The 13,388-nt window shown below is 40.5% G+C and carries 11 protein-coding genes; 8 read left to right on the top strand and 3 right to left on the bottom strand.

The window, feature by feature from the left end; all coding sequences use genetic code 11:
- Positions 1-43: 43 nt before the first annotated feature.
- The 6 genes from HYG88_RS00780 to HYG88_RS00755 all read left to right on the top strand — a co-directional run bounded on the left by HYG88_RS00780 (position 44) and on the right by HYG88_RS00755 (position 7,738).
- Positions 44-1,249: an aspartate aminotransferase family protein gene (locus HYG88_RS00780; protein ID WP_178882402.1), complete on the top strand. Its 1,206-nt coding sequence runs from the start codon at positions 44-46 to the stop codon at positions 1,247-1,249.
- Positions 1,250-1,271: 22 nt separating this feature from the next.
- A complete protein-coding gene (astA, locus tag HYG88_RS00775; protein WP_178882401.1) occupies positions 1,272-2,315 on the top strand; it encodes an arginine N-succinyltransferase in 1,044 nt (347 codons plus the stop codon).
- The gene (astD, locus tag HYG88_RS00770) at positions 2,315-3,784 is read left to right on the top strand and encodes a succinylglutamate-semialdehyde dehydrogenase (protein WP_178882400.1); all 1,470 of its coding nucleotides are present in this window, start codon (positions 2,315-2,317) and stop codon (positions 3,782-3,784) included. The genes astA and astD overlap by 1 nt, the downstream gene beginning before the upstream one ends.
- 32 nt (positions 3,785-3,816) lie before the next feature.
- Complete coding sequence (astB, locus tag HYG88_RS00765) at positions 3,817-5,157, top strand: N-succinylarginine dihydrolase (protein ID WP_178882399.1); 1,341 nt, start codon at positions 3,817-3,819, stop codon at positions 5,155-5,157.
- A gap of 34 nt (positions 5,158-5,191) precedes the next feature.
- Positions 5,192-6,166, top strand: coding sequence for a succinylglutamate desuccinylase (gene astE / locus HYG88_RS00760; protein WP_178882398.1), 975 nt, complete (start codon positions 5,192-5,194; stop codon positions 6,164-6,166).
- Between the two features lie 177 nt (positions 6,167-6,343).
- The gene (locus HYG88_RS00755; RefSeq protein ID WP_005161448.1) at positions 6,344-7,738 is read left to right on the top strand and encodes an amino acid permease; all 1,395 of its coding nucleotides are present in this window, start codon (positions 6,344-6,346) and stop codon (positions 7,736-7,738) included.
- A 212-nt stretch (positions 7,739-7,950) separates the two neighbouring features.
- Here the strand turns inward: HYG88_RS00755 and HYG88_RS00750 are convergent, their stop codons facing one another.
- Entirely contained in the window at positions 7,951-9,462 is a 1,512-nt protein-coding gene (locus tag HYG88_RS00750) for an aldehyde dehydrogenase family protein (RefSeq protein ID WP_005161445.1), read from the bottom strand.
- A 142-nt stretch (positions 9,463-9,604) separates the two neighbouring features.
- On the opposite strand from HYG88_RS00750, the gene HYG88_RS00745 reads away from it, so the two are divergent.
- On the top strand, positions 9,605-10,786 hold the full coding sequence (locus tag HYG88_RS00745; protein ID WP_005161443.1) for a hypothetical protein: 1,182 nt from the start codon (positions 9,605-9,607) through the stop codon (positions 10,784-10,786).
- A gap of 365 nt (positions 10,787-11,151) precedes the next feature.
- Here HYG88_RS00745 and HYG88_RS00740 read toward each other — a convergent pair whose 3' ends face one another.
- Complete coding sequence (locus HYG88_RS00740; RefSeq protein ID WP_005161441.1) at positions 11,152-12,324, bottom strand: iron-containing alcohol dehydrogenase; 1,173 nt, start codon at positions 12,322-12,324, stop codon at positions 11,152-11,154.
- A gap of 344 nt (positions 12,325-12,668) precedes the next feature.
- On the opposite strand from HYG88_RS00740, the gene HYG88_RS00735 reads away from it, so the two are divergent.
- Entirely contained in the window at positions 12,669-13,202 is a 534-nt protein-coding gene (locus tag HYG88_RS00735; protein WP_372616322.1) for a lipocalin family protein, read from the top strand.
- 24 nt (positions 13,203-13,226) lie between these two features.
- On the opposite strand, the gene HYG88_RS00730 is transcribed toward HYG88_RS00735, so the two are convergent.
- Positions 13,227-13,388, bottom strand: coding sequence for a DUF2256 domain-containing protein (locus HYG88_RS00730; RefSeq protein WP_081399873.1), 162 nt, complete (start codon positions 13,386-13,388; stop codon positions 13,227-13,229).

Below are 13,388 nucleotides of genomic sequence, written 5' to 3'. Positions count from 1 at the left end.
ATTCAATGAGCCTGCATATCAAAACAGGAAGTGAGTAAATAAAATGAGCGAAGTCGCAATTACACGTAACAATTTTAATGATTGGATGGTGCCTGTTTTTGCTCCAGCAAATTTCATTTTGGTTCGTGGTGTAGGTTCTCGTATTTGGGATCAAAACGATAAAGAATATATCGATTTTGCAGGTGGTATTGCGGTTAATGCTTTAGGTCATGCCCATCCAGTTGCGGTAAATGCTTTAACAGAACAAGCTCAAAAACTTTGGCACATTGGTAATGGTTATACCAACGAACCAGTATTACGCCTTGCCAAACAATTGGTTGAAAATACATTCGCTGACAAAGTATTTTTCTGTAATTCTGGTGCAGAAGCGAACGAAGCAGCATTAAAACTGGCACGTAAAGTTGGTTTACTCAGTGGTAATCCAAATAAAAATCATATTGTTGCATTTAAAAATGCATTCCACGGTCGAACTTTGTTTACCGTAACAGCAGGTGGACAACCTAAATATTCTCAAGATTTTGCACCTTTACCGGGTGGAATCGAGCATACGGCATTTAATGATTTAGATGCTGCTAAAGCTATTATTACTGAAAATACCTGTGCGGTGATCGTAGAACCGATCCAAGGCGAAGGTGGTGTGTTACCCGCTGACATCGAATTTTTGAAAGGCTTACGTGCGTTGTGTGATGAAAAAGGCGCTGTGCTGATTTTTGATGAAGTGCAAACAGGTGTTGGCCGTACAGGTTCACTTTATGCCTACATGAATACTGGCGTAACCCCAGATATTTTAACGACGGCAAAAGCCTTAGGTGGTGGTTTCCCAATCGGCGCAATGATTACTACAGATCATTATGCCAATATGTATGCGGTGGGTGATCACGGTACGACTTATGGTGGTAATCCATTGGCTTGTGCAGTGGCAGGTGCGGTGTTTGAATTCATCAATACACCAGAAGTTTTAGACGGCGTTAAAAAACGTCATCAATATTTCATGGATGCTTTGCATAAAATCAATACTGAATATGGTTTATTCAAAGAAATCCGCGGTCAAGGTCTATTAATTGGTTGCGTTCTAAAAGATGAATATGCAGGCAAAGCAAAAAATATCGTGACCTTAGCGGGTGAAGAAGGCTTGTTGGCGTTGGTTGCAGGTACTGATGTCGTACGTTTTACCCCTTCACTGATTATTCCAATGGAAGATATTGACGAAGGTTTAAATCGTTTTGCTCGTGCCTTAGCACGCCTCTAAATCTTGTTGTGAGCATCTAACCATGATGATTGTTAGACATGCAGCGCATCGGGACTTAGATGATATTTATCGTTTAGCGCAAAGAGCAGGAGAGTCGGGCATTGGCTTGACCTCCTTACCAGAAAACAAAGAAATCTTAGCTGAACGTATTACACGTACGACTCACACTTTAGCAGGCTTAACCGAAAAGTGTGAGGCAAGTTATTTGTTTGTTTTAGAAGATACCAGTATTCACAAAATTGTGGGTGTGAGTGCGATTGAAGTTGCAGTGGGGTTAAAAGAACCATTTTACAACTTCCGTGTAGCAAAACAGGTGCATGCCTCTAAAGCCTTAAATGTGTATAAGACTTTAGATACTCTTTTTTTAAGTAATGATCATACTGGTTGCAGTGAGCTCTGCACTTTGTTCCTTGATCCTGAATACCGCAAAAACCAAAACGGTAAGTTTTTATCCAAAGTACGTTTTTTGTTTATTGCTGCCTTCCGTTCTTTCTTTGAAGAAAGATTGATTGCTGAGATGCGTGGTTTTTCAGATCAAAATGGACATTCGCCATTTTGGGATTCGCTCGGTTATCTATTTTTCAATATGGATTTTGCAGCTGCGGATTATTTAAGTGGTGTAGGACAAAAAGCGTTTATCGCAGAACTCATGCCGAGATTTCCAGTTTACGTTGATTTGCTGACCTCAGAGGCGCGTGCTGTGATTGCTGAAGTACATCCACACACATTGCCTGCGGCGAAAGTGCTGATGTCAGAAGGGCTTAAATATCAGGGTTATGTGGATATTTTTGATGCAGGGCCAACACTGGAAGCCAATACCGCTGAACTACGTGCAGTCAAAGAGAGTCGTTTGCTCAACGTTAAAATCACTGAGCAAGTTGAAACGACAGAAACTCATTTTTTGGTTGCGAATGACCAATACCAAGATTATTGCGTGTTGTTGATCAATAACAAAATCACTGAAAGTGACACTTTGTACATGACAGCAGCACAAGCACAAGCACTGAATATTGCTGAACACGATCAAGTACGCGTTTTAGCATTAGAAAAAATGGAGAAGAACTAATGTCACAAGGTGCATTATTAATTAATGGTGCTTGGATCCAAGGACAAGGAACCGCATTCAGTAAAACCAACCCTGTTAACAATCAGCAAATTTGGGCAGGTCATGAAGCCAGCCAAGCTGATGTTGAGCAGGCATGTCTTGCTGCTCGTCAGGCATTCCCTGCTTGGGCACGTATGCCGTTAGAAGATCGTATCGCAATTATTGAACGTTTTGCGAGTCTACTTGAGCAGAATAAAAATGAATTGGCTCAAGTGATTAGTCAAGAAACCAGTAAACCACTTTGGGAAACATTGACCGAAGTGCAATCGATGGTTGGCAAAGTCGCGATTTCAATTCGTGCTTATGATCAACGTACGGGTTTCAGTGAAACTAGAATGCCAGATGGTATTGCTTCACTACGTCATCGTCCACATGGTGTTTTGGCTGTATTTGGTCCATATAACTTCCCAGGTCATTTGCCAAATGGTCATATTGTTCCTGCATTGATTGCAGGCAATACCGTAGTGTTTAAACCAAGTGAACTTACCCCTTGGACTGCGGAAGAAACGGCAAAGTTATGGCAGCAAGCAGGTTTGCCGTATGGCGTATTGAATATCGTACAAGGTGGGCGTAGTACAGGTGAGGCACTTGCTGCGGCTGAACAAATTGATGGTTTGTTGTTCACAGGTAGTGCGAATACAGGTTATCACTTGCATAAGCAAATGGCAGGCGCGCCTGAAAAAATCCTTGCTTTGGAAATGGGTGGCAATAATGCCCTCATCATTGACGAAGTAACAGATATTGATGCTGTGGTGAATTTAGCGATTCAATCCGCTTTTGTTTCGGCAGGACAACGTTGTACTTGTGCACGCCGAATCATTGTCAAGCAGGGTGTAAATGGTGATGCCTTCATTCAACGTTTTGTGGAAGTCGCGAAGAATCTAGTTGTTGGTGAGTGGAATGCTGAACCACAACCATTTATGGGTGGTGTGATCTCTTCTCGTGCTGCTGAACAAATGTTAGTAGCACAAACTAAACTGATTGCTTTAGGCGCAAAACCATTATTAGAAATGACACGTCCACAAGCAGACAGTTCATTGTTGACCGCAGGTATTTTAGATTTAACACAGGTCGATGGTATTCCTGATGATGAATACTTCGGTCCATTGACGACGATTTATCGCTACAACACTTTTGATGAAGCATTAAGCATCGCCAATAACACTCGATTTGGTTTGGCAGTTGGTTTGGTTTCACCTGACCGAGATTTATTTGATCGTGTGTTGATTGAAGCACGTGCGGGTATTGTGAATTGGAATAAACCATTGACTGGTGCTTCAAGTGCAGCACCGTTTGGTGGAGTAGGTGCTTCTGGTAATCACCGAGCGAGTGCCTTTTATGCAGCAGATTATAGTGCTTGGCCAATGGCATCACTGGAAAGTGATAACGTGACGCTTCCTGCAAAATTATCACCGGGCATTGTGCTCTAAGACGGATCGCATCGGGACACATGGAGAATAAAATGTCTGGTTATGAAATCAATTTTGATGGTTTAGTTGGTCCTACGCATCATTATGCGGGCTTATCATTTGGTAATGTGGCTTCAACTAAAAACCGTAATAATGCATCAAATCCTAAGCTTGCGGCAAAACAAGGCTTGAAGAAAATGAAAGCCCTTGCAGACTTAGGGTTTAAACAAGGCGTGTTTGCACCACAAGAGCGTCCGCATGTACCAACATTGCGTCGTTTAGGCTTTACGGGTAGTGATATTGATGTAATTGCTCAAGCCATGCGTACGGCACCTGCGTTGCTATCATCATTGAGTTCAGCTTCATCAATGTGGACCGCGAACTCGTGTACGGTATCACCATCGGCTGACAGTGCTGACGGGCGGATGCATTTTACTGCTGCAAACCTAAATAATAAGTTCCATCGGTCAATTGAGCATCATACAACGACTCGTATTCTTCAAGCGATGTTCAAGAATGATGTATATTTCGCACATCATGAAGCATTACCAGAAGCTGCTTTATTTGGCGATGAAGGTGCAGCCAATCATAATCGTCTAGGCGGTGCTTATGATCAGGCTGCCGTGCAAGTTTTTGTTTACGGTCAACAACAACTTGGTGGTACGGTTGCACCACAAAAATTCCCTGCACGTCAAACGCGTGAGGCGAGTGAAGCGATTGCGCGTTTACATCGGTTAGATGCAAAGCGTACTGTATTTATTCAGCAAAATCCTTACGTGATTGATCAAGGCGTATTTCATAATGATGTGATCGCCGTGAGTAACCAACAGGTGTTGTTCCATCACCAACATGCATTTTTAAATCAAGCTGCAGCCTTAGATGAAATTCGTCACAAGATGGCCGAAATTGAACAAGAGTTTGTTTCGATTGAAGTGCCTGAAAGTCGAGTGAAGGTTGAAGATGCTGTTTCAACTTATTTATTCAATAGTCAAATTTTAACCCGTGCTGATGGTGGCATGAGCATTGTTGTACCAGAAGAATCTCGTCAGAACTCAGCCGTTTGGAGTTACTTAAATGACATGATTCAAATGAGAACACCAATTGACGACATTAAAGTATTTGATCTGCGTGAAAGTATGCGGAATGGCGGCGGACCTGCATGTTTAAGACTTCGTGTTGCTGTAAACGAAGCTGAGCTGAATGCAGTCAATCCAAACTTGTTCATGAATGATGCTTTGTTCAAAACACTGAATCAGTGGGTGGATCAGCATTACCGTGATGAGTTAACGCAGGATGATTTGGCTGATCCATGTTTATTGATTGAGAGCCGTACTGCGCTAGATGAACTCACTAAGATTTTAAATTTAGGCTCGGTTTATCACTTCCAAAGATAAAACAGCAAAGAACGGCTTTTAAGGATGAAAGTACATGGTTGATCTACTCGCGTTGACTTTAGCGCAACAGGAACCCGAGCAAATGCAGGGTGAAACAGTTGAGTTTACATGGCAATGGCTAGGTGAAGGGTTACTGCAATGTACACCTAAAACAGCGTATAGAAAAACCATGGTGCTTTCTGCTGGAATTCATGGTAATGAAACAGCACCGATTGAACTATTGTCTCGCATCATTAGTGACCTATTTGCTGAGCATTTAAAATTAGCGGTGCGTGTACTCTTTGTTTTAGGTAATCCTAAGGCAATTCGACAAGGTGTTCGTTATCTCGAAAATGATATGAACCGAATGTTTTGTGGTGCATATCAGCAGTTAGCACAAGATGATGAAACGCATCGAGCAGCACAATTAGAACAGTGTACTTCAGAGTTTTTTGAGCAAAGTCAGTTTGAAGCACAGCGCTATCATTATGATATGCACACTGCAATTCGTGCATCATTACTGCCTGTATTTGCATTATTTCCCTATCAAACACAGCCCTATGATGACTTCTTGATCCAAAGCTTAAATGCTGCGGATCTCGATGCTTTGGTCTATCACAATGCGGTTGGAAAAACCTTTACTCATTTTACTGCTGAACGGTTTCAGGCGGCGAGTAGTACCTTGGAGTTAGGCAAAGCTAAGCCTTTTGGTCAAAATGATTTATCTGAATTTGCGAGTACCGATCAGGTTTTACGTGCGGTACTTTCAGAGCAGGCTTTGCCATGTAGACAGAAGCCAAGTATTCGCCAATTTAAGGTGGTGGACTCCGTTCTAAAGCAGAGTGACGATTTCCAATTGCAATTAAGTGCTGATGCACCTAATTTTTCAACCTTTCAGAAAGGTGAGGTGATTGCAACTCAGCAAGCAGACAATTATGTCGTCGATAATCAACAAGTTTGGATTTTATTTCCAAATCCAAATGTGAAGATGGGCTTGAGAGCTGGACTGGTTTTAAAGGAAATTGGGTAGCATACACATACATCGACTTTTAAAAAATGGATGTGATACGGAATAGGCGTAAATGGAGTTTGAATATGTATGTTCAGTAGAAAACAAAAGATCGGAAAAAATATCCATTGGATATTCATTTTTATGAAGTGGAAAGCAAGGACAGGTTGTCATAAAAGATAGTTGGAGTGATCGTGTATGATTAACAATATGGAAGTGGGTAAGCCGCTAAAACGTGCCATGACGAAACGTCATTTGGTGATGATTTCATTAGGTGGTGCAATTGGAACGGGCTTATTTTTAGGCTCAGGTGATGTGATTTCACAGGCAGGTCCCATTGGTGCGATTCTCTCTTACCTGCTTGGTGGTATTATTGCCTACATGGTGATGCTGTGTTTAGGTGAGTTGGCAGTACAGATGCCAGTTTCGGGTTCATTTGGTGAATATGCCAGAACCTATATTGGACCAGGCACGGGCTATATGATCACATGGTTGTATTGGTTGACGTGGACTGCAACATTAGGTACTGAATTTACAGCTGCAGCTTTACTCATGCAGGAGTGGTTTCCTTCCATATCCATGTGGACATGGACCTTATTATTTGCAGCACTGGTCTTTACGCTGAATGTGAGTTCCACTCGGTTATTTGCTGAGTCGGAATTTTGGTTATCTTTGGTTAAAGTTCTCACCATTATCTGTTTTATTGCATTGGGCCTAGCCGCTATTTTTGGCTTGATCTCCTATCATGGTCATGAGTCAGCACCGCTGTTTAGTAAATTGACCGAGCATGGTTGGTTCCCAAATGGTATTTACCCAATTTTTGCCACAATGCTGATCGTTAATTTTGCATTCTCTGGTACAGAACTGATTGGGGTTGCCGCAGGGGAAGCTGAAGAACCTGCGAAAACGGTACCGAAAGCAATTAATGCTGCAATTTGGCGTTTATTGATTTTCTTTGTTGGTACGATTGTGGTGATTTGTGCATTACTGCCTTATGAAATGGCAGGACTCAATGCAGAAGGCGTAAGTAATAGTCCATTTGTAACGGTATTTAATTACATCGGCATTCCATATGCAGAAGATATTATTCGTTTTGTGATTATTACTGCACTTTTATCGGCTGCCAACTCAGGCTTATTTGCTGCTTCTCGAATGATGTGGTCATTGTCAGCGCAGAATCAACTTCCTAAAGTGTTTGCTAAATTGACACGTTCAGGTACGCCAATTATTGCCATTATTGTCACCATGTTTGGTGCAATTCCTGGTTTATTATCTGAACAATTTGCGCCTGAAACCATTTTTAAAAATTTACTGGGTGTTGCTGCTTTTACTATGGTCGTGGTTTGGATCTCAATTTGTGTGAGCCAATTTAACTTCCGTAGACAATGGATTAAGTCTGGTAAAACCGTAAAAGACCTTAAATTTGCTGCACCGTTGTTTCCGTTGACACCAATTTTAGGTGGGGCCTTCTGTGTCATTACTTGTATTAGTATGGTGGCAGATCCTTCAATGCAAGTTGGTTTTGTCTGCTGTGTTCTATTTATCATCGCCTGCTATGCAAGCTACTATATGTTTTATAAAAACAAAGCTTAACTGTATAAGCTAATCCTTCATAAAAGACGAATCTATACTCAGAATCTTTGAGTTGAGATTCGTCTTTTTTACTTTAGAAAATGACGATTTGGCTGTTTATAAAATGTAAAGAACTTCAAATAGAGATGACAAAAAAGAGCAAGTGCCGTAGTACTTGCTCTTTTCATTTGATTTAGGATATTTGCTTATAGGTAAATATCGCTAGTCATGTTTTAGAAGAATCCAGCAGGTTTAGTTGAGTAGCTGACTAAAAGATTCTTGGTTTGTTGATAGTGATCTAACATCATTCTGTGGTTTTCACGACCAACGCCTGATTTTTTATAACCACCAAAAGCAGCATGAGCAGGATAGATGTGGTAACAGTTTGTCCAAACACGTCCTGCTTCAACTGCTCGACCAGCGCGGTATGAAGTATGTGCAGAACGAGCCCAAACGCCAGCACCTAAACCATAGATGGTGTCATTTGCGATTTTGATGGCTTCATCAAAATCTTTGAACGTTGTTACAGATAGAACTGGTCCAAAAATTTCTTCTTGGAAGATCTGCATCGCGTTGTGTCCTTTGAAGACAGTTGGTTCGATATAGAAACCTTCACCCACTTCTTGTCTAGCACCACCACCCGTAAGAAGTTCAGCACCTTCTTCTCGACCCATGTTAATACAACGTAGGATTTTTTCCTGTTGTTCTTGTGAAGCTTGTGCACCAACCATTGTTTCAGTATCAAGTGGATGTCCAACTTTGATACGTTTCACACGCTCAATGGCTTTTTCTAAGAACTTATCCGCAATACTTTCTTGAACTAATGCGCGAGAGGGACAAGTACAAATCTCGCCTTGATTGAGTGCGAACATTGCAAAGCCTTCAAGTGCTTTATCAAGAAAATCATCTTCTTGATCCATAACATCTTCAAAGAAGATATTTGGAGATTTTCCACCAAGTTCTAAAGTGACTGGAATAATATTCTCAGTTGCATATTGCATGATCAACTGTCCAACTTGGGTTGAACCTGTAAATGCAATTTTGGCAATACGAGGATTAGTGGCAAGTGGACGGCCTACTTCGACACCATAGCCATTCACAACGTTTAATACACCAGCAGGTAGAATATCTTGGATTAATTCTAAAACAAGTAGAATGCTTACAGGTGTTTGTTCTGCTGGTTTTAATACGACACAGTTACCTGCTGCTAGTGCAGGAGCAAGTTTCCATGCAGCCATGAGAATTGGGAAGTTCCATGGAATAATTTGTCCAACGACACCTAAAGGTTCGTGGAAATGGTAAGCAATTGTATCTTCATCGATTTCTGAAATGCCGCCTTCCTGTGCACGGATACAACCAGCAAAATAGCGGAAGTGGTCAATTGCCAATGGAATATCGGCAGCAAGTGTTTCTCGAACAGGCTTACCATTATCCCAAGTTTCTGCAACGGCAAGATATTCTAGATTTTGTTCTAGTCTATCAGCGATTTTAAGTAAAATATTTGAACGTACTGTCGGAGAGCTTTTATTCCACTCAGCTTTGGCTTTGTGTGCTGCATCTAATGCGAGTTCGATATCTTCAGCTGACGAACGCGGTACTTTTGTAAATACTTTGCCATCGACAGGAGAGATATTATCGAAGTATTCTCCTTTAATAGGTGCTACCCATTGACCGCCAATAAAGTTCTCGTATTGAGCTTTGAATTGAACCTTTGAATCAGGTTGATTAGGATCGACATAACGCATATATATATTCCTTTGCTTATAATTGATCTGTTAAGCATCTACAGCTTTGGTATAAGGTACTTTTGTACGCTATTTGATTAGGATATAACTGGGAAGGTTGGAGAAAGGTTGGAAATCGTGGTCATTAGTAAAGGATACACAAATGTTTACAAAACGAGACCTATTACAACAACGAACATCAATTGATCAACTTAAGCGACACAATAGTTTGTCGCCGCAAAGTGCTGAAATGCTAGGACAAAGTATTGCCAGTTCTTGGCAACGCTCAGCATCTTGTGCTATTCCAAAAGAGCGCTTGGCTGCACCTTTATTGGCACAACATAAGAAAGCAAAAACGACTTTAGATTTAGCATTAGAGGTTTGTTCAAATGATCTCAGTCATATTGCGGCACAATCATCTATGGTGATTGCGGTTGGCGATGTGGGGAGTACAATTATTTGGACTGCTTCCAGTACGCAGATGCAAAGCGCCGCTGAAAAGGTACATTTTATTGCAGGCGGTCAATGGGCAGAAGAAGAGGTTGGGACGAATGCCTTAGCGCTGTCTTTAAAGACTCAACAATCTAGTTGCGTGTTTTCAAATGAGCATTATATGGAATCCGTGCATGACTGGGTTTGTTATGCAGCGCCAGTGATTGATCCCTACTCCAAACAAGTGTTAGGTGTCGTGGATTTATCCACAACTTGGAAAAATCACAATACGCTCGGTGTATTGGCTGCTGAGCGTTGTGCATCTATTATTCAAACCGCTCTGATTGAACAGCAACGTCAGCGTTTATATATCCGTGCTTTTACTTCACCGCAAGTGATGTTTAATAATAAATCTTTGGTTTTAACGCCGCGTCAAATTGAAATTTTGGCAATTTTAGCGCTCTGTCCGAATGGTTTAAATTTAGAAAATTTACATCAAGCGCTTTATGGTGAGCGTAAAGTCAGTGTTGGAACGTTAAAGGCTGAGATGTCACAGTTACGTGATATTTTGGGCGGAATGCTAGGCTCAAGACCTTATCGCTTACTTGCAAATGTAGAAGCTGATTTTTTATATGTGGAACAGGCACTTGATTCGGGTTATATCGCCTCAGCATTACAATTGTATAAGGGTATCTTCTTATCAAAAACAGAAAGTCCTTTCCTATGCGCATGGCGAGATTGTCTTGAATCACGTCTCAGCGATATGATTTTTAAAACCAAAGAAATCGATGTATTACTGAAACATGTAGCTCATTTTCCTGAAGCAATTGATGCCGTTGAAAGATTAATTGAATTGTTACCTTTAGATCATCCTGCTCATCAATCGCTGAGCAAATTCAGAGATATGTCATAACTATAGCGGATCTAAAAAATAAAATTTTGTTTTATATTCAATAACAATGGGTGATATCTTTTGGGATATCATTTAGCTGGCATTAGAAAAATTTGTCTAAAGGCATATCATTTAATCAAATTGAAAAACAATATGATTAGCTTAATTTAGTTCATAACCTTTAAACAATATAGCAGCGTTTGACCTTATCAAAGACAGGGTTAATTTAGAAAAAATGATTCACAAGTTCGCTGAAATTTGATTCGATTATGGATATTGAGAAGCTGAATGAAATAAAAAAAGGGAATACCTTTTGAGGGGTATTCCTAAAATTAAGTAAGCTAACGGTCGGAGAGATTCAGCTTACTTCTCGGGAAAAGTGTGGATTACAATGCTGCTTTAAAAATCTCAACAACTTGGGCATGCGTTGCTTTGCGAGGGTTAGTCAGCATACAGGCATCTTTTTGAGCATTTTCAGCCATGATTGCAAGATCTTCAGTTTTCACACCAAGTTCAGTTAAACCAGATGGGATACCGATTGAAGATGATAATTCCCGAATGGCGTCAATGGCTGCAAAAGCCGCTTCAGTTTCTGTAAGCCCTTCAGTATTTACACCCATAAGTTCAGCAATTTTTGCATAACGGTCTTGGCAAGAAATTAGATTGAACTCACATACATGAGGGAGCAATACCGCATTACATACACCATGAGGGAGATTATAGAATCCGCCTAATTGATGAGCCATGGCATGGACATAGCCTAGAGATGCATTGTTGAATGCCATACCTGCGAGGTATTGTGCATAGCTCATTGCATCACGTGCTTCAATATTTTCACCATTTGCAACCGCAGGGCGTAGCCATTGGCTAATCATGGTAATGGCTTTTTCTGCACAGGCATCGGTGATTGGGTTTGCTGCAGTCGATACATAAGCTTCAACTGCATGTGTAAGTGCATCCATTCCCGTTGCAGCGGTTAAACCTGCTGGCTTTGCAACCATGAGTTTAGGGTCATCGATTGCAATTAATGGAGTGCAGCGCCAGTCAACAATTGCCATTTTTACGTGGGTATCGGTATTGGTAATAATACAGAAACGGGTCATTTCTGATGCAGTACCCGCAGTGGTATTAATCGCAATAAGTGGCGTCATAGGTACCGTACTTTTATCAATACCTTCATAGTCACGGATATGACCACCGCCGGCCGTGACGAGTCCAATCCCTTTTGCACAATCGTGTGATGAACCGCCACCTAAAGAGACAATAAAATCACAGCTATTGTCGTTATAGGCTTGTACACCATTATGTACATTGATGTCAGTTGGATTTGGTTCAGCGCCTGGAAAAATGTGGCTGTCAACGCCTGCATCTTTTAAATATTGTGCAATGGTGTCTGCAACACCAAATTTAAATAAGCCTTGATCAGTTACGATCAGTGCTTTTTTTGCACCAAGATTCTGTGCTTTCGCACCGATTTCTTTTGCACAGCCTGGTCCAAAAAGAGATACACAAGGGATGTAAAAACCGTTAGTTTGATCTGCAATATTTTTAAAAGCCATGGAGCGATTCCTTCTTCCATATTCCATTGTTTGTTATTCAGTGATCTCATCACTGTAGGCTCAGTATGCGAGGCTTAAAAATTTTTCCTACCTACCAAAAACCTACCAAGAAATGTCTCAGACTGTTTAAATGCAATAATATGAATTTTTATCTCGGCGCAATCGATGCATATTAGAAAATTAAATATCTGTATTTTTACTGAATATTAATGTTGTTAAATAATTGTTTTTTAATGTAATAAAGAGTAAATCTCACATTTTATTCACGGTTTTATCTTTATAAATTGTTTAGTCAATTTTGATAAAATCAAGAGGATAAAATGAAAGCCAAAACTTTATTTGGCATGGCAATATTGTCTGCTGCAATGACTGCTGCTGTAATACCAATGCAAGCAAATGCTGAAAAACCCTCTGCTGTCGATAAAATTGATGTGAATCAATATGCTGGAAAATGGTACGAGATCGCTCATTTGCCAATGTATTTTCAACGACACTGTCTAAGTGATACGACTGCTGTGTATATGCTTAATCCTGATAAAACCATCGGGGTCTTAAATAGCTGTAGAACTAAAACAGGGCAAATGGATAGTTCAGAAGGTGTGGCTTATCCTGCTAATAGTGGGAATAGTAAATTGAAAGTTAGTTTCTTACCTAAAGGTTTACGTTGGCTGCCATTTACGAAAGGCGATTATTGGGTTTTACGCGTAGATCCTGAATATAAAGTTGCATTGGTAGGTGGGCCATCGACGAAATATTTATGGCTTCTTTCTAAGACACCAACAATTGATGACGCTACATATAATTCATACCTTGAAACAGCGAAACAACAAGGTTACGACTTATCTAAGCTCATCAAAACTCCTCATCGGACACCATAAGTTATTAAAATTTAATCAGGTATCTCAGTTTGATACCTGATTTTTACTATTAATTTTAGCTTGTGATTTACATTTTTTAGAGCAATATTGAACTTCATTCCAACATCTTTCCCATTTTTTACGCCAAGAAAATGTGAGGTGGCAATTTAGACAAACTTTCTCGGGTAAATGTATTTTTTTATGCAT

It is taken from the genome of Acinetobacter sp. SwsAc4 (assembly GCF_013391535.1).
In the GTDB taxonomy this organism is placed as follows: Bacteria; Pseudomonadota; Gammaproteobacteria; order Pseudomonadales; family Moraxellaceae; genus Acinetobacter.
Note: the sequence above shows the minus strand (reverse complement) of the source record. Positions and strands in the feature narration are given on the sequence as shown.

Bases quoted from the DNA above. Each gene is read 5' to 3' on its own strand.
- HYG88_RS00780 (WP_178882402.1), top strand. From the start codon at position 44: ATGAGCGAAGTCGCAATTACACGTAACAATTTTAATGATTGGATGGTG.
- astA (WP_178882401.1), top strand. From the start codon at position 1,272: ATGATGATTGTTAGACATGCAGCGCATCGGGACTTAGATGATATTTAT.
- astD (WP_178882400.1), top strand. From the start codon at position 2,315: ATGTCACAAGGTGCATTATTAATTAATGGTGCTTGGATCCAAGGACAA.
- astB (WP_178882399.1), top strand. From the start codon at position 3,817: ATGTCTGGTTATGAAATCAATTTTGATGGTTTAGTTGGTCCTACGCAT.
- astE (WP_178882398.1), top strand. From the start codon at position 5,192: ATGGTTGATCTACTCGCGTTGACTTTAGCGCAACAGGAACCCGAGCAA.
- HYG88_RS00755 (WP_005161448.1), top strand. From the start codon at position 6,344: ATGATTAACAATATGGAAGTGGGTAAGCCGCTAAAACGTGCCATGACG.
- HYG88_RS00750 (WP_005161445.1), bottom strand. From the start codon at position 9,462: ATGCGTTATGTCGATCCTAATCAACCTGATTCAAAGGTTCAATTCAAA.
- HYG88_RS00745 (WP_005161443.1), top strand. From the start codon at position 9,605: ATGTTTACAAAACGAGACCTATTACAACAACGAACATCAATTGATCAA.
- HYG88_RS00740 (WP_005161441.1), bottom strand. From the start codon at position 12,324: ATGGCTTTTAAAAATATTGCAGATCAAACTAACGGTTTTTACATCCCT.
- HYG88_RS00735 (WP_372616322.1), top strand. From the start codon at position 12,669: ATGGCAATATTGTCTGCTGCAATGACTGCTGCTGTAATACCAATGCAA.
- HYG88_RS00730 (WP_081399873.1), bottom strand. From the start codon at position 13,388: ATGCATAAAAAAATACATTTACCCGAGAAAGTTTGTCTAAATTGCCAC.